The following is a 19806-nucleotide window of genomic DNA, read 5'->3' on the forward strand; positions in this document are numbered from 1 at the left end:
TCCGGTTCAGAATTAACCCAATCGGCGCTCGCTTCAGGCGCTGATTCGGCTATAAGCCGTTCAATTTCCTGAAATTGCCGGTTATGCCAAATCCCTCCGTCCAGCCCCTTGCCGTCCGTTCGCGCCAGCTTCGCCTGGCCGCGGGCATGCTGGCGGCTGCCTTGCTGGCCTTGGCGCACCCTGCAATTGCACAGACACCCCCCGCACAGGCGCCGGCAGCCAAGACGGCTCCTGCTCCGGCTCCGCCCACCAAGGCGGCCCCCGCACAAGCGACACCTTCGGCGCCGGCTGCACCGCAGACAGCGCCTGCGGCCCCCGCGGCAACCCAGGCGGCCCCGACCCTGCCGCCCAAGGCCGCCGCCGAGGCCGCGCCGCAGGCGGTGCCGGGTTTCTGGGACCCGCGGCGCCGGCCGGACCGCCCGGATCTGTCGCGCCTCACCGTGATCCGCTTTCTGACCGAGACCGACTATCCGCCGTTCAATTTCACCGGTCCCGACGGCAATCCGGCCGGTTTCAACGTCGACCTGGCGCGCGCGCTCTGCGACGAGATCAAGGTCACCTGCACCATCCAGATGCGCCGCTTCGAGACCCTGATCGATGCCCTGGCGACCAACCGGGGCGACGCCATCATCGCGTCGATGGCGGTGACGCCGCAGCTGCGCGCCAAGGTCGATTTCACCGATCCCTATTACCGCGCGCCGGCCCGCTTCGTGTCGCGCCGTGACAACGCGATGCCGGAAATCCGCCCGGAATATCTCGAGGGCAAGAAGGTCGGCGTCATCGGCGGTACCTCGCACGAGGCCTACCTCAAGGCGATGTTCACCGACGCCGAGATCCATTCCTATCCGGATAACGACACGCTGCGCGCAGCGCTGCGCCGCGGCGAGGTCGACTTCATCTTCGGCGATGCGATCTCGCTCGCGTTCTGGATCAACGGCACCGATTCCGCCGAATGCTGCGCCTTTGCCGGCGGCCCCTTTGTCGAGAGCCGCTATTTCGGCGAGGGCGTCGGCATCGCGGTGCGCAAGGGCAACGATCTGCTCCGGCAATCGCTGAACTGGGCGCTGTTCCGGATCTGGGAAAAAGGCCGCTTCACCGATCTGTGGCTGCGCTATTTCTCGGTCAGCCCGTTCTGACGCTGTGCTCTTCACCTCGCCCCGCTTGCGGGGAGAGGTCGGAATTCAAGCGCAGCTTGAATTCCGGGTGAGGGGGACCCACCGCGAATTCCTCTCTTGCCGGTTACGCGGATGGAGCCCCTCACCCCAACCCTCTCCCCGCAAGAGCGGGGCGAGGGAGCGTCGTTTTGCATTTTGCCGCGAAAGCGTTAGTTTTCGCGGCCTTTTTGGAGAGAACCTGAGGAATGTCCGTGATTGATCCTTCTGCCAGCCCGAGCGACCTGCGGGCGCTCGCCGAACAATCCAACGCCTGGCCGTTCGAGCAGGCGAAAGCGATTGTGGCGCGGCTGAAGAAAAATCCCAAGGACGAGGTGCTGTTCGAGACCGGCTACGGCCCGTCGGGCCTGCCGCATATCGGTACGTTCGGCGAGGTCGCGCGCACCACGATGGTGCGCCACGCCTTCCGCGTGCTCACCGAAGACAAGATCAAGACGCGCCTGCTCGCCTTCTCTGACGACATGGACGGCCTGCGCAAGGTGCCGGACAACGTGCCGAACAAGGAGCTGCTGGAGCAGCATCTCGGCAAGCCGCTGACCAAGGTGCCGGATCCGTTCGGCACCCATCCGAGCTTCGGCCAGCACAACAATGCGCGGCTGCGCGCGTTCCTCGACCAGTTCGGCTTCGACTACGAGTTCGCGAGCTCGACCGAATACTACACCTCCGGCCGGTTCGATGCCGCGCTGCTGCGCATGCTGGAGCGGATCGAGAAGGTGATGGCGATCATGCTGCCGTCGCTGCGCGAGGAGCGTGCGGCGAGCTACTCGCCGTTCCTGCCGATCTGTCCGCGCACCGGCCTCGTGCTCTACGTGCCGGTGACGGCGCATGACGCCAAGGCCGGCACGATCTCGTATGAAGACCCCGATAGCAAGGAGACCGTCACCGTTCCCGTCACCGGCGGCCGCTGCAAGCTGCAATGGAAGCCGGACTGGGCGATGCGCTGGTACGCGCTCGGCGTCGACTATGAAATGGCCGGCAAGGACCTGATCGACTCGGTGAAGCTGTCGGGCAAGATCTGCTCGGCGCTCGGCGGCACGCCGCCGGAAGGTTTCAACTACGAACTGTTCCTCGACGAGAAGGGCCAGAAGATCTCGAAGTCGAAGGGCAACGGCCTGACCATCGACGAGTGGCTGCGCTACGCCTCGCCGGAGTCGCTGTCGCTGTTCATGTATCGCGAGCCCAAGGCGGCGAAGCGGCTCTATTTCGACGTCATCCCGCGCAATGTCGACGACTATCAGCAATTCCTCGACGGCTTCACGCGGCAGGAAGCGCGGCAGCAGCTGCAGAATCCGGTCTGGCACATCCATTCCGGCAAGCCGCCGCAGGCCGACATGCCCGTCACCTTCCAGCTGCTGCTGACGCTGGTGTCGTCGTCGAACGCGGAGAATGCCGAGACGCTGTGGGGCTTCATCGGCCGCTACCGGCCGGGCGTGACGCCGCAGACTCATCCGAAGTTAGATGCGATGGTCGGCTACGCCATCAACTACTATCGCGACTTCGTGGCGCCGACCAAGCAGTTCCGCGAGCCGACCGACGGTGAGCGCGCCGCGCTGCAGGATCTGCGCGATGCGCTCGCAAACATGCCGGCGAACGCGACCGCGGAAGACATCCAGAACGTGGTCTATGAGATCGGCCGCCGCGAGCCGTTCCTCGACATGGTCAAGAAGGGCAAGGACGGCCGTCCCGGCGTCTCGCTCGACTGGTTCAACATGCTCTACCAGGTGCTGCTCGGTCAGGAGAAGGGCCCGCGCTTCGGCTCCTTCGTCGCGGTCTACGGCGTGCAGAACGCGGTCAACATGATCGACGGCGCGCTGGCGCGGTCGTCGTAGGGATCGCGCCGCTCATCGCCGCTCGGCCTGCGCCGCGTCGCGCAGGCCGTCGCTGGTGGCGCGCAACAGCGTCAGCAGCAGGCCGTTGAGCGGCGTCGGCACGCCGTGCCGTTCGCCGGCCGCGACGATCGCGCCGGTGAGAGCATCGGCTTCGAACGGGCGTCCCGCGACACGATCGAAATACATCGAGGTGCCGGCGTCCGGCGGATAGGTCAACAACGTCGCCAGCATCAGCTCGGCCTCGTCGGGCGCGAGCTGGGCGCCGTCGGCGCGGCCGACATTCGCGGCCTCCTCGAGGATGGCGCGGCACAACGCCTTGACGTCCGCGCGGCGGAACACCGCCTGCCGCTGCAAGGTGAGCGCGGTGATCGGATTGGCGACCGCATTGAGCAGAAGCTTGCGCCACGCCAGTGTGGTGAAATCGGCGGAGCGCCGCACGCGCATCGCCGTACCATCCAGCAGAGTTTCGAACGCGCGTCCGTCTGTGTCATCGGCAACCGCGAATTCATGCTCGCCGGCGCGGCGGAAACGAACGCGATCCGGTGCCAGCCGCTCGCCGTTGTAATAGACGATGGTCGGCACGACCGTGGCTGCGCCGACCAATGAAGCCAGCCGCTCGGTGTGGCCGATGCCGTTCTGCAGCACCGCGACGCGCGTCCGCGGGCCGCACAGCCTCTGCAGCCAGGGCGCGCTCGATTCCGTGTCCTGCGCCTTGGTTGACAACAACACCCAGTCGACCGGCGTAGCCGCTGCCGGATCGGTGAGGGCGCGCAGCGGCACCTCCACCGTGCCTTCCGCCCGCTCGACCGTGAGCCGATCGAGCGGCCGCCGGACACAGGCGATCACGTCATGCTTGTCGACCGCCCGCAGCAGGCCGGTGATGATGCCGCCGATGCTGCCGAGGCCGACGATGGCGATGGTCTTGCGGTCGGATGGTCCTGTCATTGCGTAACTCTGGGCTTTGCGGAGTGGGTTTGCGTTGGGTTGGAAAGTCAGGCCGCTCATGTGGCTTTCCGCCGCAGCCAACGAAGCCGCCGATCCGCGGTCTTCGCAGCGCATCATCACATAATGACGCCGAGCCCGCAAAATTCGGATAGCAGGCCATCGGCAATTTCACCGGAGCCCGGCGTCGGATTGCGCTACACTCGCATCCATAAAATCAGCACGGCCTCCGCCGAGAGGCCGGCACAGATGGGAGCTTGCGCATGCAGTTCAGGGTTTCACCGACATCGCTGCAGGACAGTTCGAGCGCCGAGGAATGGCAGGCGCGGGTCGATCTCGCGGCGGCGCATCGGCTCGCCTACATCCACGGCTTTTCGGAAGGTATTTTCAACCATCTCACCTTGGTGGTGCCCGGCCGCACCGACCGCTACTATCAGATCCCGTTCGGTATGCACTGGTCGGAGGTGACCGCATCCTCCTTCATGGAGGTCGGCATCGACGATGCCGAGGTGAAGCGCGGCGAGGGTGAGGTCGAGCGCTCCTGCTATTGCATCCATGCGCCGATCCACAAGGCGCTGCCGCAGGCCAAGGCGGTGTTCCACACCCACATGCCGTATGCGAGCGCGCTGACACGGCTCGAGGATCCGCGGATCAAGGAGATCGGCCAGACCGAGGTCGGGCTGTCGGAGGCGATCGCATATGACGATCTCTATACCGGCCCTGCGCTCGATCCCGAGGAAGGCGCACGGCTCGCCAAGGTGATCGGCAACAAGACCATCCTGTTCATGGCCAATCACGGCATCTCGACCGTCGGCGAGACAGTCGCCGATGCTTATGACCGGCTCTATTACATCGAACGCGCCGCACAGGTGCAGATCTACGCGATGTGGACGCAGCAGCCGCTCAAGCAATTGCCGCAGCATGTGGTGGAGAAGACCAAGCGCGATTTCCGCGACGACCATCTCTACAACGGCCCGTCCCCGGCGCAGCGGCATTTCGATGCGCTGAAGCGGATGCTGGATCGCAAGGAACCGGACTACGCGACGTAAGGGGCTTGGATGGCGCTCTAACCTCCGCCGTCGTCCCGGCGAAAGCCGGGACCCATTACCACAGGGGCATGTTGTGGAAGCGCGCTGCGGCCCCAGCGTGGTGTAGCAATAATCTTCGGTGGCTATGGGTCCCGGCTTTCGCCGGGACGACACTGGTTGTGTGGTGATCGACGTGCCCGACTACTGGCTCGCCCACACCACGCGTGCGATCCACGCGACTTCCTCGGCATCGAGCATGCGGTCGGGGTGCTCCGGGTTGAGCGACGCGAGTTCCAGCATCTTGGCGGTGCGGCGTCTCAATTCCTTCACCATCACCTCGCCGCCGGTCGTGCGCACCACCACGCGGTCGCCGCGGCGGATCGCGGTCGCGGGTGACACCACGATGATGTCACCTTCGCGATAGGCCGGTTTCATCGAGTCGCCCTCGATCTCCAGCGCATAGGCGTGTTCGTCTGATGTCGCCGGTAGCGCCACTTCATCCCAGCCCTTGCCGGCGGGAAAGCCGCTGTCGTCGAAATAGCCGCCGGCTCCGGCCTGCGCGAAGCCGATCAGCGGCACCGACTGTCCGCCGCGCGCGCCATCGCCGAGCAACTGCACGAAGGTCTCCATGCTGGCATTGCTCGCGGCCAGCGCCTTGGAGAGCGATTCGGTCGAGGGCCAGCGCTCGCGCCCGTCGCCGGTCACGCGCTTGGACTTGTTGAAGGTGGTGGGGTCGAGTCCGGACTGCTTGGCAAGGCCGGACGGCGACAGCCCGGCGCGTTCGGCGAGCCGGTCGAGCGCGGCCCAGACCTGCGCGTGGGTCAGCGGTCGGGTGGCTTTGGGCTGTTTGGCCATCGAGGGTATCCCGGATGGTAGGAATTATTGCCTGAAACTTGGCGTTTTCGCAAATCTGTCGGCCGATGTGCCCTGGCACCGCTTGAGTTGCGCCGCCGCCGCCGATACGGTCCCTCGCTCGCCAGATGGCGTCTGGGGCATTTCCCCTCAAATCCGGATAAAACCCCAAGAGACTCAAGGACAAAAGGGAAGGCCGGCCCGTGCCGATGATCTACAAAATCACCCCCGCTTCGGCCTGGCGCGAGGCCGAGCGGCAGGGCGTGTACCGGGGCAGTGCCGACGACAAACGCGACGGCTTCATCCATTTTTCCACCGCCTCCCAGGTGGCCGAGACCGCGCGCAAGCACTACCACGGGCAAACTGGCCTGTTCCTGGTCGCGGTCGATGCCGATGCGCTGGGCGATGCCCTGCGCTGGGAGCGGTCGCGCAATGACGAGCTGTTCCCGCATCTCTATGGCGAACTCGACCTCGGCGCGGTCACCGAGATCCTCGACCTGCGCGCGCGCTCCGACGGTGGCCACGACGTTCCGGAGCTCAAGCCGTGATCCGTGCCTTCGACGCCTTTTCGCTGCCGCTGCTGCGTTGGTTCGATCCCGAAGATGCCCATCGCATGGCGATCCAGGGCCTGAAGCTGCTGCCGCCGATCCGGCAGCGGCCGGATGACCCCAAGCTCGCGGTGCGCGCCTTCGGACTCAACTTTCCAAACCCGATCGGCATGGCGGCGGGTTTCGACAAGAGTGCGGAGGCGCCCGACGCGCTGCTGCGGCTCGGCTTCGGCTTTGTCGAGATCGGCTCGGTGACGCCGAAGCCGCAAGGCGGCAACCCGCGGCCGCGGCTGTTTCGCCTGGAGCGCGACGAGGCCGTCATCAACCGCATGGGCTTCAACAATGACGGCGCGGAGGCCGTGCTGCGGCGGCTCGCCGCGCGCGCCAGCGCCGGCGGCATCGTCGGGGTCAATGTCGGGGCCAACAAGGATTCGCCCGACCGCGCCGCCGATTATGTGAAGCTGATCGAGACGTTTGCGCCGGTCGCGAGCTATTTCACCGTCAATGTCTCCTCGCCGAACACGCCGGGCCTGCGCAATCTGCAGCAATCGGCAGCGCTCGACGATCTGCTGGCGCGGGTCATCGACACCCGCGAGCGCGTGCGCAAGAACGCCGGCGACTCGCCGGTCCTGCTCAAGATCGCGCCGGATCTGAGTCTGGCCGAGCTCGACGACGTCGTGCACATCGCCCGCTCGCGGCGCGTCGACGGCATGATCGTCGCCAACACCACGCTGGCGCGTCCCTCGACCTTGCGCGAGGAGAATCGCGCCAAGGAGCAGGGCGGCCTGTCGGGCCGTCCGCTGTTCCGGCTGTCGACGCGGATGGTGGCCGAGACCTATGTCCGTGTCGAAGGCGCGTTTCCGCTGATCGGCGTCGGCGGCATCGACAGCGGCGGCGCGGCACTGACCAAGATCCGCGCCGGGGCCAGCCTGATCCAGCTCTATTCCTCGCTGGTCTACAAGGGCCTCGGCCTCGTCGACGACATCAAGCGCGATCTGTCCTCGACCCTGCTGCGCACCGGCCGCGACTCGCTGTCGGAAATCGTCGGCGCCGATGCTGCGACGATTACGGCCGAGGATTGGCCGGTGAGGTAGGTGCGGGTAGTCCGGATGAAGCGAAATCCGGCTGCGCCCTAACCTCCCCTTGAAAAGGGGAGGTCGCTTTGCTCGCCAGAGCAAAGCGGGTGGGGATCAGCTCTCTCCATGAGCTGCGTCGCCTGTGGCTGACCCCCATCCCGACCTTCCCCCTTTCAGGGGGAAGGGGAAGAGAACTTCGTAGCCCGGATGAAGCGAAGCGAAATCCGGGACGGACTTCCCGCGGATGCAGACCCCGGATTTCGTTTCGCTGCATCCGGGCTACGAATGCTACGCCGTCTTGAACGTCTTCCTGAGCAGCGCCGGATAGCGCAGGCCTTGCAAGCCGCCGCGTGCGACGTAGAAGCCGAGCAGCGCGATCCACAGGCCGGTGTTGCCGAACGAGCTGAGCGCCCACCAGGTGGCGAGGAAGATCGCGAGCGAGGCCAGCATCAGATTACGCATCTCGCGCGCCCAGGTCGCGCCGACATAGATGCCGTCGAAGCCGAACGCGAACACGCCGGGCAGGGGTGCCAGGATCACGAACGGCAGGAACGCGCGCGCATAGCGGCGCACGTCGTCGCTGGTCGTCATCAAATTGATCAGCGCCGGTCCGAACAGCGCGAACAGCACCGACACCACCAGCGCAAAGCCGATGCCCCACAGCAGCACCAGCCGGGTCGAATCGGAAAAGCCGCGTGCATCGCGCGCGCCGAAGGCGCGGCCGCACAGCTGCTGGGCGGCATTGGCGAGGCCGTCGAGGAAGAAGGCGCTGACCAGCAGGAAATTGTTCAGCACGGAATTCGCCGCCAGCGTCACATCGCCTTCGCGTGCGCCTTTGGCGGTGAAAAACAGGAACACGACGATCAGCGCCGCGGTGCGGACCATGATGTCGCGATTGACCGCCAGCATGCGCATCAGCTTGGCGCGGTCGAACAGCGTGGCTGCGGGAACGGCGAAGCCGCCTTGCGAGATCCGCCACGCCACCACGATGCCGGCGGCGAAACCGGCGGTCTCGGCGAGCACGGCGGCGATCGCGGCACCGGCGATGCCGGCGCCGTAGACCTGCACCAGCAGCACGGTCGCGGCCATGTTGATCAAATTGATCACGATCTGCAGCGCCAGCGCCAGATTGGCGCGGGCCTGGCCGACCAGCCAGCCGAGGATGACGTAATTGGCGAGCGCCAGCGGCGCCGACCAGATCCGGATGATGAAATAGCTCTTGGCCGCGCGCGTGACGCCTTCGCTGCCGCCCATCAGCTGGAATGTGACGGCGGCGAGCGGCACCTGCAGCGCGATCAGCGCCGCGCCGATCAGGCCGGCGACGATGAAGCCGCGCACCAGGATGGCGGCATATTCCTTGATCTCGCCGGCGCCCTGCGCCTGCGCGGTGAAGGCCAGCGTGCTCATGCGCAGGAAGGCGAACAGCCAGAACAGGCAGTCGAAGATCACCGAGGCCATCGCCACGCCGCCGAGCAGCGCGGCATCGTCGAGGCGGCCGATCGCGGTGGTCGAGACGATGCCGATCAGCGGCGTGGTCAGGTTGGCGACCATCGCGGGGCCGGCGATGGCGAACACCTGACGCGTCGTGATCTTCGGGTGGATGGGTGCGTGCATGGCTACAATTGCAAGGAATATCCGTTTCTATCGCGACATCCGTCGCGCGACCATGCCGGAATTGTTCTCAGAGCAATGCGATGGCGGAAGATCGGCGGGCAAGGCATTGCATGGTCAGAGCGCCACGACCATGCCGTCGCTCGCCGCCGTGTAGGGCAAATCGTCGATGCGGCCGAGCATGTCGTCGCTCATATGGGTCAGCACCACGCGCCTGGCGTTGATGGCGGGCAAATGCGCTTCCAGCGTCTTCAGGCTGAGATGGTTCTTGACCATCTTGTCGTAGGTATAGGCTTCGGCGATGAAGAGGTCGGCGTCCTGCGCCGCCGGGATCAGCGCGTCGGTCCATTCGGTGTCGGCGCTGTAGCTGATGATGCGGCCTTCCGCCTCGACGCGGTACGCGAGGAACGGCCCGCCGGATTCGCCATGCACGACAGGGTAGGGCGTCACGGTCACCTCGCCGAAGCTGCGCGTTTCGCGCGGCGCCAGCGTAACGACGGATAGATCGAAGCGTTGTTTGGTTTTGGAGGAATGCTCGAACATCACCTCCATCACCGCAGGCAGTTTCGTTTCGATGCCTTCGGGCCCGGCGATCACCAGCGGCCGGGTGCGGCGGGAGAACTGCGCGTCGAGCAGGAAGAACGGCAGGCCGGCAAAATGGTCGCCGTGGAAATGCGTGATCAGGATCAGGTCGATTGCGTCGCGGTCGATCTCGAGCCGCTTCATCGCCGGCAGCGACGAGGCGCCGCAATCGATCAGGAAATTGCTGCGCGCACCGCTGACGTGGAAACAGGTGTTGAAGCGGCCGCCGGAGCCGAATGCATCGCCGCAGCCGACAAATCGCAATTGCATCGGCTGCGAACTCTCCTTGGGATCAGCGGCCGCGCGGCGCGCCGAACAGCCGCGACAACAGCCAGATCGGAATCACGATGACGGCGCCGAGCAGGAAGTAGCGCCAGGCCCAGTTGATCGCGTCGAAGCCGAAATCCCAGATGCTCTGGAACAGCCTGCGGATGCTGTTGAGGATGTTCCATGGATCGAGGCCGATCGCGGCGAGCACGACACCGACCAGAATCGACAGCAAAATCAACCGGAACGCCACAGAGAGCGGCGATCCGCCGAGAAAGCGGTACAGGCCGTCACTCCGGCCGGCCGGCAAGTCCCGGATGTCGTTTGGCATTGCTGTCTCCAATAGCGTTTTCGCGCGAAGTGGGCACCGGTTCGCGTGAAGAAAACGCGTCAAAACAAAACCTAGACCTCGGTTCCGATTCCATCAGAACCGAGGTCTAACGGAATCGCCCGCATTATAGGTCACGGCGGTGCACATGGGAAACCCGCGCACCGCGATCAATGGCTGTCATGCGCGCTTGGGATTTAACTTCCTGTCATGGAGATTAACATCCGTTCAAGCGTCTCCAGCCGGTCGGCTTCGCGCGGCGGCTTGTCCCAGCGCAGGCGGCTGATCCGGGGGAAGCGCATCGCGACGCCGGACTTGTGACGCGGCGAGCGCTGCAAGCCCTCGAAGGCGACCTCCAGCACCAGCCCCTGATCCGGCTCATGCACGACATGCCGCACCGGGCCGAACTTCTCGGTGGTGTTGCGGCGGACGAAGCGGTCGATCTGCAACAGCTCCTCGTCGGTGAAGCCGAAATAGGCCTTGCCGACCGGCACCAGCTCGTCGCCGGCATCGCCATGGGTCCAGACCCCGAACGTATAGTCGGAGTAATAGGACGAGCGCTTGCCGTGGCCGCGCTGGGCGTACATCAGCACGGCGTCGATGATGTGCGGATCGCGCTTCCACTTCCACCAAGGACCTTTCGGCCGTCCGGGCAGATAGGGCGCGTCGCGCCGCTTCAGCATCACGCCTTCGACCGCGTCGGCATCGTCGCCGGCGCCCGCACTCTTGGGATCGGCGCGCGCCGCGGCCAGCTCGTCCCAGCTCGCGAACGGGACGGTTGGCGACAGATCGATGCGCGGATCATTCAGCCTGGCGACGAAGGCTTCGAGATGCGCGCGGCGTTCGGTGAAGGGCAGCTCGCGCAGATCGTTCTCGTCGTCGCCGAGCAGGTCGTAGGCGCGCAGGTGGATCGGAAATTCCTTGATCAGCTTCGGCGAAACGACCTTGCGGTTCAGCCGCTGCTGCAGGACGTTGAAGGTCTGCACGCGGCCGTCGCGCAGCACCAGCAACTCGCCGTCGATCGCGCCGGGCAGATGCAGCGACGGCACGAGATCCGGAAAGCTGCCCGTGATATCCTCGCCGGTGCGCGAATAGAGCCGCGCCTGGACGTGGCCGCGCGCATCGCGGCCGGACACCGCCTGCACCCGGATGCCGTCCCATTTCCATTCCGCGCTGAAATCGGCGGCGTCGAGATTGGCGAAATCGCTATCCTCGATCGCGTGCGCCAGCATCACCGGGCGGAACGGCGCAGGGTCGCGGTTGACCGGTTTGTCGCCGCGGCCCTCGAGCCAGGCGAACAGGTCGAGATAGGGCGACGACAGGCCCGGCCACAGCAGCTCGATCTCGTGCGGGTCTTTGTCGCCGAGCGCCGCCGCCGCGGTCTTCGCCAGCCGCGCCGAGATCCCGATCCGCATCGCGCCGGTGACGAGCTTCAAGAGCGCCCAGCGCCCGGTCTCGTCGAGCTCGTCCAGCCAGCGCGCCAGCTGCGCCGGCAGCTCGGCCTTGCCGAGCGTGCGCAGCGTGATGACGACATCAGTCAGCGTCGGGGGAGGCGGGTTGTTGTGGCCCGGCAGCTCCGCCTTCGGCCACATCAGCGCGACCGTCTCCGAGAGGTCGCCGACGTAATCATAGGAGTAGCCGAACAGCACCGGGTCGGCGCGTTCGGTGATCAGGTCGCGGATCAGGCCGGGCTTGGCGTGCTTGAACGACAGCGCGCCGGTCAGCGCCGCCAGCGCGTAGCCGCGGTCGGGGTCCTCGGTCTCGCGGAAATAGGCGACCAGCAGCTTGATCTTGTTGTTGCGGCCGGGCTCGTAGGCGAGGCGGTCGAGCAGTTCGGCAAAACGGTTCATGTTTCCGCCTCGCCGGCGGGCTGGGCCTCGCCGGTCAGTGCGGCCGTCTCGCCTTCGTCCTCGTCGCCATAGCCGACCAGATCGAGCGGCCGCGCGGCAAGGCCTTTGGTCTTGCACCAATGCACCAGCGCGTCTTCCTGGCCGTGGGTGACCCAGATCTCGCCTGCACCAGTGGCGGCGATCGTCGCCGTCAGCCCGTCCCAATCGGCATGATCCGAGATCACCAGCGGCAGCTCGACGCCGCCCTGGCGGGCCCGGGCGCGAACGCGCATCCAGCCCGAGGCGAATGCGGTGACTGGATCGGGAAAGCGACGCGTCCAGACATCGGATGTCGCGCTTGGCGGCGCCAGCGTAATGGTGCCGGCAAGCTCGGCCTTCTTCATGCCGCGCGCGGGCCGGAGCTCGCCGAGCGCAATGCCGCGCTCCTGATAGTAGTAAGTGATCTTCTCCATCGCTCCGTGCAGGTAGATCGGCGCGTCGTAACCGGCCTCGCGCAGCAGCGCGATCACGCGCTGCGCCTTGCCGAGCGAGTAGGCGCCGACCAGATGCGCGCGCTCCGGGAACAGTTTGACCGAGGCCAGCAGCTTGTTCACCTCGCCGGCGGCATCGCCATGGCGGAACACCGGCAATCCAAACGTCGCCTCTGATATGAAGACGTCGCAGGGCACCAGCTCGAACGGCGCGCAGGTCGGGTCGCGCGCATCCTTGTAGTCGCCGGAGGCGACGATGCGGGTGTCCTTGCAGGTGACCGATATCTGGGCGGAGCCCAGCACATGACCGGCGGGATGAAACGTCACCGTGACGTCGCCAAGCCTGATCTCCTCGCCATAGGCGATCACCTGCACAGAGCCGGCGAAGTTCTCGCCATAGCGCAGCCGCATCATGTCGAGCGTTTCCTGGGTCGCGAGCACCGCGCCATGACCTGCCCGCGCATGGTCGGAATGGCCATGGGTGATCAGCGCCCGCTCGACCGGCCTGACAGGATCGATGTGGAAGCCGCCGGGCTTGCAGCAAAGCCCGGCCGGGACGGGCATCAGGATGTCTTGCGGGCGCATCGTCCCTATATAGGCGCTCGATCCGCGATGTTTAGCCGGATCCGCGGGCTTGACCCGTGCATCCATCTCCGGAAAAAGTCCGTGTTTTGATGGATGGCCGGACCCGGCCGAGATTGGTTCCTTAAAGCGAATGGCCCCCCGCCTGTTTCTGTCCTCCGGCGACCTCGTCGCCGACCGCCGCTACGAGTTCGCGCGCGACCTGCAATTGAAGGGCGATCTGCCGGCTGCCGCCGAGCTGCTCGAACAGGCGATCGAGCTTGTGCCGAAATTCCCGTCGGCCTGGTACACGCTGGGCAAGATCCGCCTGGAGCTCGGTCAGCGCGAGGCCGCGATCGCAGCGTTCCGCGGCGCGCGCGACGCCGATCCCGAAGACCGGCATGGCGCCGGCCTGCACCTGATGCAGCTCGGCGCCGAGGCCGTCAGCGCGATGCCGCCGGGCTATGTGCAGACGCTGTTCGATCAATATGCGCCGCGCTTCGAGGCCGCGCTGGTCGGCGATCTCGGCTATCGCGGCCCGGCACTGCTGTTCAAGGCGGTGCTGTCGGTGCGTGCGGGCGCAAAGAAACCGGCCTTCTTCAAGCGCGCGATCGATCTCGGCTGCGGCACCGGGCTGGCGGCCGGTGCATTCGCGCGGCACGTCGATCGCTTCATCGGCATCGACCTGTCGCCGCGCATGATCGACAAGGCGCGCGCCACCGGCCTCTATGCCGAGCTCGAGGTCGACGACATGTTGAAGGCCGTTTCGGCGAAGCGCGAGGCCAGCGCCGAATTGATCCTGGCCGCGGATGCGATGGTCTATGTCGCCGATCTCGCGCCGGTGCTCGCCGAGGCCAGCCGTGTGCTGGTGGCGGGTGGCGTGCTCGCCTTCACGGCCGAGACCCATGACGGCGAAGGCGTCATCATCGGTGAGGGACTGCGCTACGCGCACAGTGCAGCTTACGTGCGCGACTCTATCGCTGCCACGGGGCTGACGCTGGCCCAGCTCGACGATCTCTCGGCGCGCAATGAAGACAATATCCCGGCACCCGGACTCGTCGCCGTCGCCGTGAAGCCGTGACGCACCCTCTCCCCCTGTGGGAGAGGGTCGCTTCGCGCAGCGAAGCTGGGTGAGGGGTCTCTCTCCGCGGATAGAGACCCCTCATCCGGCTCGCATCTTCGATGCGAGCCACCTTCTCCCACAAGGGGAGAAGGGAAGAGTCATTCACGTTACGCACCCAAACTTGAGTCTACACGCTACGCATTTGCCGTGACGCGGCATTGCGCCGCAAAGTCATGACTTCGCGCTTGCCCGGCGCAGGGCGGAATGCGAGAGCTTTTCGCCTCAGGGAGAGAAATAATGAAAAAGCATACACGGCGCGAGTTCGGCGCCACCGCATTGTCTGTGATCGCCGCGTCCGTGCTGCCCGCGCCTTTCGTCCGGGCCGCCGACAAGAAGTACGATCCGGGTGCGAGCGACACCGAGATCAAGCTCGGCCAGACCGTGCCGCATTCCGGCCCCGGCTCGCTCTATGGTGTGCTCGGCCGCGTCGGCGAAGCCTATTTCCAGATGCTGAACGACAAGGGCGGCATCAACGGCCGCAAGGTGAAATTCCTCACCATGGACGACGCCTACAGCGCGCCGAAATGCGTCGAGGCGACGCGCCGCCTGGTCGAGCAGGAGGAGGTGCTGGCGCTGTATGGCTCGCTCGGCACCGCGCCGCAGACCTCCGTGCATAAATACCTCAATTCCAAGGGCGTTCCCCAACTGCTGTTGAACACCGGCGCCTCGAAGTGGAACGACCCGAAGAATTTCAAATGGACCATGGCGGGCCTGCCGCTCTATCCGACCGAGGCACGCGTTCTCGCCAAGCACGTCGTCAGCGTGAAGCCGAACGCCAAGGTCGGCATCCTCTACCAGAACGATGATTTCGGCCGCGACTTCCTCGGGCCGTTCAAGAAGGTGCTGGCCGATGCCGGCGGCAAGGCACAGGTGATCATGGAGCAGACCTATGATCTGACCGATCCGACGGTCGATTCGCAGCTCATCAATCTCTCGAAGTCGGGCGCCGACGTCTTCTACAACATCACCACCGGCAAGGCGACGTCGCAGTCGATCCGCAAGGTGACCGAGCTCGGCTGGAAGCCGCTGCAATTGCTGTCGGCGGGCTCGACCGGTCGCTCGATCCTGAGCGCCGCGGGCCTCGAGAACGCCAAGGACATCGTCGCGATCCGCTACAACAAGGAAGTCGGTGTGCCGCGCTACGAGAAGGATCCGGACGTGATCGCGTTCGAGGAGCTGCGCAAGAAGTACCTGCCGAACATCGACCCCGACAACACCATCGCCTTCGCCGGCTACGGCCAGGCGGCGACGATGGGCGAAATCCTGCGCCGCTGCGGCGACGACCTGACCCGCGCCAACGTGCTGAAGCACGCCACGACGCTCGCCGGCTTCCACTCGCCCTATTTCCTTGACGGCATCAATTACAGCTACACGCCCGACGACTACACGCCGATGAAGACGCTCTATGTCTCGATCTTCAACGGCAAGGATTGGGACCTCTCCGGCCAGCCGATGACGGAGTAGTTGGGTAAGCCTCGCTCTCTCGTCCCCCTCGCCCCGCTCTTGCGGGGAGCGGCCGGGGTGAGGGGCTTCCCTCCGCGAGGCGGTGTGTGTCGAAAGACCTGTACCCCCTCACCCGGAATTCAAGCTGTGCTTGAATTCCGACCTCTCCGCGCAGGCGGGGCGAGGTGACTTCCGGGCGCTTCGCAGCGCACGGAGCGCGCTGGTAGTCCTGCCACCTGCCGCCATTTCCGCTCCGCCCTCGACGAAGCCGCCTGAACCTCCTACCTCTTGGGCGTGTCGACGCTCGATCTCTTCTCCGTTCCGCCGTCGGAAACGGCCGATCTCCTGCCGCGCCGGTTTCGCGACTGGTTTGCTTCACGCGGCTGGTCGCCGCGCGAGCATCAGCTCGCGCTGCTGGCGAAAGCGCGCGAGCAACGCTCCGCGCTGCTGATTGCGCCCACCGGAGCGGGCAAGACGCTGGCGGGGTTCTTGCCGACGCTGGTGGAGTTGAGTGGAGAGGGGCAGGGCAAGAACTCTTACCTCCCCCTGAAAGGGGGAGGTCGGCACGCTCGGGGGCGCACTAGCGCAACCGAGCGCGACGGGTGGGGGTCAGCCGCGGGCACGGAGCGAGCGGCTGATCCCCACCCCAACCCTCCCCCTTTCAGGGGGAGGGAGCCCGACGATCTCGCAAGCGACGAAATTGAATCGAAGACGGTTCGCCCAGCCCTCATCTCCACCGGTCGTGGCGTTCGCCGCAGCGGCGGGCTGCACACGCTCTACATCTCGCCGCTGAAAGCGCTCGCGGTCGACATCGCGCGCAATCTGGAGACGCCGGTCGCCGAGATGGGGCTGCCGATCAGGATCGAGACCCGCACCGGCGACACGCCGGTGTCGCGGCGGCAGCGGCAGCGGCGCTATCCGCCGGACATCCTGCTCACCACGCCGGAGCAGCTGGCGCTACTGCTGGCGTCCGACGACGCGCCGTTCCTGTTCTCTTCGCTGAAGCGCATCGTGCTCGACGAGCTGCATGCGCTCGTCGCCTCCAAGCGCGGCGATCTGCTGTCGCTCGGACTTGCGCGGCTCTGGACCATTGCGCCGCAGATCCGCGCTATTGGCCTCTCGGCGACCGTCGCCGAGCCGGAGCAGCTCGCGCGCTTCCTGGTGCCGCAGCCCGGTGGCCAGAATGCATCCGCCGACGTCGTCACCGCCAGCGGCGCCGCACCGCCGGTGGTCGAGATGCTCGACACCAGAGAACGGTTGCCGTGGTCCGGCCACAGCGCGCGCCACGCGCTGCCCGAGGTCTACGAGCTGATCAAGCGCAACAAGACCACGCTGGTGTTCGTCAACACGCGCAGCCAGGCCGAGATGCTGTTCCAGGATCTCTGGCGCATGAATGACGATGGCCTTGCGATCGCGCTGCATCACGGCTCGCTCGACGTCGCGCAGCGCCGCAAGGTCGAGGACGCGATGGCCGCCGGAAAGCTGCGCGGCGTGGTCTGCACCTCCTCGCTCGATCTCGGCGTCGACTGGGGTGATGTCGACCTCGTCATCAATATCGGCGCGCCGAAAGGCTCCTCGCGGCTGATGCAGCGGATCGGCCGCGCCAACCACCGCTTCGACGAGGCCTCGCGCGCCGTGCTGGTGCCGGCGAACCGCTTCGAGGTGCTGGAATGCCGTGTCGCGATCGACGCCATCGCCGAGAATGCGCAGGACACGCCGCCGCTGCGCTCGGGCGCGCTCGACGTGCTGGCCCAGCACGTGCTCGGTTGCGCCTGCGGCAAGCCGTTCCTGTCCGATGAGCTCTATGATGAGGTGAGGACCGCCGCGCCCTATGCAGCGCTCGCACGCACCGATTTCGACGATGTCGTCGATTTCGTCGCCACCGGCGGCTACGCGCTGAAGACCTATGAGCGTTTCGCGCGCATCAAGCAGGACAAGCAGGGCCGCTGGCGCGTCACCAATCCGAAGGTGCGGCAGAGCTATCGCCTCAACGTCGGCACCATCGTCGAGGAGACCATGCTGAAGGTGCGGCTGGTGCGCTCGCGCGCCGGCGGCCGAGGGAAAAGCGGCGGATCGACCGGCGCGATCGCGCGCGGCGGCCGGATGCTGGGCGAGATCGAGGAGGTCTTCATCGAGGGCCTCGTGCCCGGCGACACTTTTGTCTTTGGCGGTGAGGTGGTGCGCTACGAAGCGCTGGTTGAAGACCAGGTCTATGTCTCCCGCGCCAATGATAAAGACGCAAAAGTGCCGTCCTATATGGGCGGCAAGTTTCCGCTGTCGACCTATCTTGCCGAACGCGTCCGCAAGCTGTTGGACAACAGCCGCGCCTGGAACGCGTTGCCGGACCAGGTGCACGACTGGCTGTCACTGCAGCGGAAATTCTCGCGTGTGCCGGCGGTGCGCGAGCTCTTGGTCGAGACCTTTCCGCGCGGCGGCAGCCATTATCTGGTCTGCTATCCCTTCGAGGGCCGGCTCGCGCATCAGACGCTCGGCATGCTGCTGACCCGCCGGCTGGAGCGCGCCCGCGCCCGTCCGCTCGGCTTCGTCGCCAATGAATACGCGCTCGCGGTCTGGGGCGTCGGCGATCTCTCCTTCATGATCCGGCACGGCAAGCTCGATCTCAACGCGCTGTTCGATCCCGACATGCTCGGCGATGACCTCGAGGCGTGGCTTGCGGAATCCGCGCTGATGAAGCGGACCTTCCGCAACTGCGCCATCATCTCCGGGCTGATTGCGCGCCGCTTCACCGACGAGGAGAAGTCGCGTCGCCAGGTGCTGTTCTCGACCGACCTGATCTACGACGTGCTGCGCAAGCACCAGGCCGACCATGTGCTGCTGCGCGCCGCGCGCGGCGATGCCGCCACGGGATTGCTCGATCTTCGCCGCCTCAGCGACATGCTTTCGCGCATCCACGGCCGAATCACCCACAAGGATCTCGACCACGTTTCTCCGCTTGCCGTCCCCGCGCTGCTGGAAATCGGTCGCGAGTCAGTTTATGGCGAAGCATCCGACGAGCTTCTGGCCGAGGCGGCCGAGGAACTCGTGCGGGAGGCGACGACGTAACGCTGGTACTCTGGGGAACAGGACGTGACGGCAAGCGCGCTAGCTTTGCGAGACGGTGACGACATGCGCGTTTCGAGGGTCACGGTGGCGGATGTCGGCTTCGTGGCGGATTTCTCCGGCGCGCTGTTCTGGGAAGCGCAGAGCCTGCTCGTGGTCTCCGACCTGCATCTGGAAAAAGGCTCGAGCTTCGCCAGCCGCGGCGTGCTGCTGCCGCCCTACGACACGGTCGCGACACTGAGCCGGCTCGCTGCTGTCATCGCGCGGCACGATCCGCGGCAGGTGATCGCGCTCGGCGACAGCTTTCACGATCGCGCTGCGCATGAACGCCTGTCCAATCCGGATCGCGAGGCGCTCGCGGCCTTGCAGCTGCGGCGCAACTGGATCTGGATCTCGGGCAATCACGATCCGGCGCTGCCCTCCAGTCTTGGCGGCGTGGTCGCGACCGAAGTCGCGATCGGTCCGATCGTGTTCCGCCACGAGCCGACTGGCGCAGCCGGCGAGATCGCCGGGCACCTGCACCCCAAGGCGCGTGTGCCGACCCGCGGCCGCTCGATCGAGCGCCGCTGCTTCGCCTGTGACGGCGAGCGCGCGGTGATGCCGGCGTTCGGCGCCTACACCGGCGGCTTGAGCATCCGCGACGCCGCGTTCACACGGATTTTCGGATCGCCCGGCTTCACGGCCCATGTGCTCGGCGACAACCGCGTCCACGCGTTCGTCGCGTCACGGTGTTATTGAGGATCGCCGACCAGCTTATTCCAAGCTGCCATCATTCTCGGTGTCGTCCCGGGCAAGCCAACGGGTCGGCGCGAAGCGCCGCCCGATGACAGGCTCCGCGCGACCCGGGACCCATAACCACCACTGTTCGAGATTGCGCAAAGCTGTGGCCCCAGCGCGGCATCACAACTGCATGCGGTGGTTATGGGTCCCTGCTTTCGCACTAGTGCATCTACACGTTTGTCGGGCCATTTGCGAGGATTTGGAAGCGGGCCATTCCGGTGTGGAAGGTGATTGGTCCAGGTGGACGGTGGGAGGCGTAGCCGGTCCATCCGCCGAGTTTTGCG

At 66.0% G+C, this 19806-nt stretch carries 16 protein-coding genes; 9 read left to right on the forward strand and 7 right to left on the reverse strand.

Annotated elements, in window-relative coordinates:
* Positions 1-83: 83 nt before the first annotated feature.
* Positions 84-1136, forward strand: a complete 1053-nt coding sequence (locus I6F38_RS15485; protein WP_225160948.1) for a transporter substrate-binding domain-containing protein — start codon at positions 84-86, stop codon at positions 1134-1136.
* A 224-nt stretch (positions 1137-1360) separates the two neighbouring features.
* Complete coding sequence (locus tag I6F38_RS15490) at positions 1361-3001, forward strand: lysine--tRNA ligase (RefSeq protein ID WP_225160949.1); 1641 nt, start codon at positions 1361-1363, stop codon at positions 2999-3001.
* A 12-nt stretch (positions 3002-3013) separates the two neighbouring features.
* Here the strand turns inward: I6F38_RS15490 and I6F38_RS15495 are convergent, their stop codons facing one another.
* On the reverse strand, positions 3014-3946 hold the full coding sequence (locus tag I6F38_RS15495) for a 2-dehydropantoate 2-reductase (protein WP_225160950.1): 933 nt from the start codon (positions 3944-3946) through the stop codon (positions 3014-3016).
* A 260-nt stretch (positions 3947-4206) separates the two neighbouring features.
* Here I6F38_RS15495 and I6F38_RS15500 point away from each other — a divergent pair, with 260 nt between their 5' ends.
* A complete protein-coding gene (locus I6F38_RS15500; protein WP_225160951.1) occupies positions 4207-4992 on the forward strand; it encodes a class II aldolase/adducin family protein in 786 nt (261 codons plus the stop codon).
* Between the two features lie 180 nt (positions 4993-5172).
* On the opposite strand, the gene I6F38_RS15505 is transcribed toward I6F38_RS15500, so the two are convergent.
* Positions 5173-5826, reverse strand: coding sequence for a helix-turn-helix transcriptional regulator (locus tag I6F38_RS15505; RefSeq protein ID WP_016844853.1), 654 nt, complete (start codon positions 5824-5826; stop codon positions 5173-5175).
* A gap of 200 nt (positions 5827-6026) precedes the next feature.
* Here I6F38_RS15505 and I6F38_RS15510 point away from each other — a divergent pair, with 200 nt between their 5' ends.
* Both I6F38_RS15510 and I6F38_RS15515 read left to right on the forward strand, forming a co-directional pair.
* Entirely contained in the window at positions 6027-6371 is a 345-nt protein-coding gene (locus I6F38_RS15510; RefSeq protein WP_028334591.1) for a DUF952 domain-containing protein, read from the forward strand.
* Positions 6368-7465 carry a quinone-dependent dihydroorotate dehydrogenase gene (locus tag I6F38_RS15515; protein WP_225160952.1) on the forward strand — a complete coding sequence of 366 codons (1098 nt, stop codon included), beginning with the start codon at positions 6368-6370 and terminating at the stop codon, positions 7463-7465. The genes I6F38_RS15510 and I6F38_RS15515 overlap by 4 nt, the downstream gene beginning before the upstream one ends.
* A 270-nt stretch (positions 7466-7735) precedes the next feature.
* Here the strand turns inward: I6F38_RS15515 and I6F38_RS15520 are convergent, their stop codons facing one another.
* The 5 genes from I6F38_RS15520 to I6F38_RS15540 all read right to left on the reverse strand — a co-directional run bounded on the left by I6F38_RS15520 (position 7736) and on the right by I6F38_RS15540 (position 13140).
* Positions 7736-9061 (reverse strand): MATE family efflux transporter, encoded by a 1326-nt coding sequence (locus I6F38_RS15520; RefSeq protein ID WP_225160953.1) that lies wholly within the window; start codon positions 9059-9061, stop codon positions 7736-7738.
* A gap of 114 nt (positions 9062-9175) precedes the next feature.
* The gene (locus I6F38_RS15525; protein ID WP_225160954.1) at positions 9176-9910 is read right to left on the reverse strand and encodes an MBL fold metallo-hydrolase; all 735 of its coding nucleotides are present in this window, start codon (positions 9908-9910) and stop codon (positions 9176-9178) included.
* 22 nt (positions 9911-9932) lie between these two features.
* Positions 9933-10238, reverse strand: coding sequence for a DUF6460 domain-containing protein (locus tag I6F38_RS15530; protein ID WP_028334595.1), 306 nt, complete (start codon positions 10236-10238; stop codon positions 9933-9935).
* Positions 10239-10432: 194 nt separating this feature from the next.
* Positions 10433-12085, reverse strand: a complete 1653-nt coding sequence (locus I6F38_RS15535; RefSeq protein WP_225160955.1) for a cisplatin damage response ATP-dependent DNA ligase — start codon at positions 12083-12085, stop codon at positions 10433-10435.
* Complete coding sequence (locus tag I6F38_RS15540; RefSeq protein WP_225160956.1) at positions 12082-13140, reverse strand: ligase-associated DNA damage response exonuclease; 1059 nt, start codon at positions 13138-13140, stop codon at positions 12082-12084. The genes I6F38_RS15535 and I6F38_RS15540 overlap by 4 nt, the downstream gene beginning before the upstream one ends.
* Before the next feature lie 130 nt (positions 13141-13270).
* On the opposite strand from I6F38_RS15540, the gene I6F38_RS15545 reads away from it, so the two are divergent.
* From I6F38_RS15545 to pdeM, 4 genes are all read left to right on the forward strand, one after another.
* A complete protein-coding gene (locus I6F38_RS15545; protein ID WP_225160957.1) occupies positions 13271-14197 on the forward strand; it encodes a methyltransferase domain-containing protein in 927 nt (308 codons plus the stop codon).
* A 279-nt stretch (positions 14198-14476) separates the two neighbouring features.
* Positions 14477-15703: an ABC transporter substrate-binding protein gene (locus I6F38_RS15550; RefSeq protein ID WP_076832391.1), complete on the forward strand. Its 1227-nt coding sequence runs from the start codon at positions 14477-14479 to the stop codon at positions 15701-15703.
* Between the two features lie 273 nt (positions 15704-15976).
* Complete coding sequence (locus I6F38_RS15555) at positions 15977-18745, forward strand: ligase-associated DNA damage response DEXH box helicase (RefSeq protein WP_225160960.1); 2769 nt, start codon at positions 15977-15979, stop codon at positions 18743-18745.
* Positions 18746-18808: 63 nt separating this feature from the next.
* Entirely contained in the window at positions 18809-19480 is a 672-nt protein-coding gene (gene pdeM / locus I6F38_RS15560) for a ligase-associated DNA damage response endonuclease PdeM (RefSeq protein WP_225160958.1), read from the forward strand.
* The last annotated feature ends 326 nt before the right edge of the window (positions 19481-19806 follow it).

It is taken from the genome of Bradyrhizobium sp. BRP56 (assembly GCF_020194035.1).
In the GTDB taxonomy this organism is placed as follows: Bacteria; Pseudomonadota; Alphaproteobacteria; order Rhizobiales; family Xanthobacteraceae; genus Bradyrhizobium; species Bradyrhizobium australafricanum.

Coding starts and splice junctions, on each gene's coding strand:
- I6F38_RS15485 (WP_225160948.1), top strand. CDS start 84: ATGCCAAATCCCTCCGTCCAGCCCCTTGCCGTCCGTTCGCGCCAGCTT.
- I6F38_RS15490 (WP_225160949.1), top strand. CDS start 1,361: ATGTCCGTGATTGATCCTTCTGCCAGCCCGAGCGACCTGCGGGCGCTC.
- I6F38_RS15495 (WP_225160950.1), bottom strand. CDS start 3,946: ATGACAGGACCATCCGACCGCAAGACCATCGCCATCGTCGGCCTCGGC.
- I6F38_RS15500 (WP_225160951.1), top strand. CDS start 4,207: ATGCAGTTCAGGGTTTCACCGACATCGCTGCAGGACAGTTCGAGCGCC.
- I6F38_RS15505 (WP_016844853.1), bottom strand. CDS start 5,826: ATGGCCAAACAGCCCAAAGCCACCCGACCGCTGACCCACGCGCAGGTC.
- I6F38_RS15520 (WP_225160953.1), bottom strand. CDS start 9,061: ATGCACGCACCCATCCACCCGAAGATCACGACGCGTCAGGTGTTCGCC.
- I6F38_RS15525 (WP_225160954.1), bottom strand. CDS start 9,910: ATGCAATTGCGATTTGTCGGCTGCGGCGATGCATTCGGCTCCGGCGGC.
- I6F38_RS15530 (WP_028334595.1), bottom strand. CDS start 10,238: ATGCCAAACGACATCCGGGACTTGCCGGCCGGCCGGAGTGACGGCCTG.
- I6F38_RS15535 (WP_225160955.1), bottom strand. CDS start 12,085: ATGAACCGTTTTGCCGAACTGCTCGACCGCCTCGCCTACGAGCCCGGC.
- I6F38_RS15540 (WP_225160956.1), bottom strand. CDS start 13,140: ATGCGCCCGCAAGACATCCTGATGCCCGTCCCGGCCGGGCTTTGCTGC.
- I6F38_RS15545 (WP_225160957.1), top strand. CDS start 13,271: ATGGCCCCCCGCCTGTTTCTGTCCTCCGGCGACCTCGTCGCCGACCGC.
- I6F38_RS15550 (WP_076832391.1), top strand. CDS start 14,477: ATGAAAAAGCATACACGGCGCGAGTTCGGCGCCACCGCATTGTCTGTG.
- pdeM (WP_225160958.1), top strand. CDS start 18,809: ATGCGCGTTTCGAGGGTCACGGTGGCGGATGTCGGCTTCGTGGCGGAT.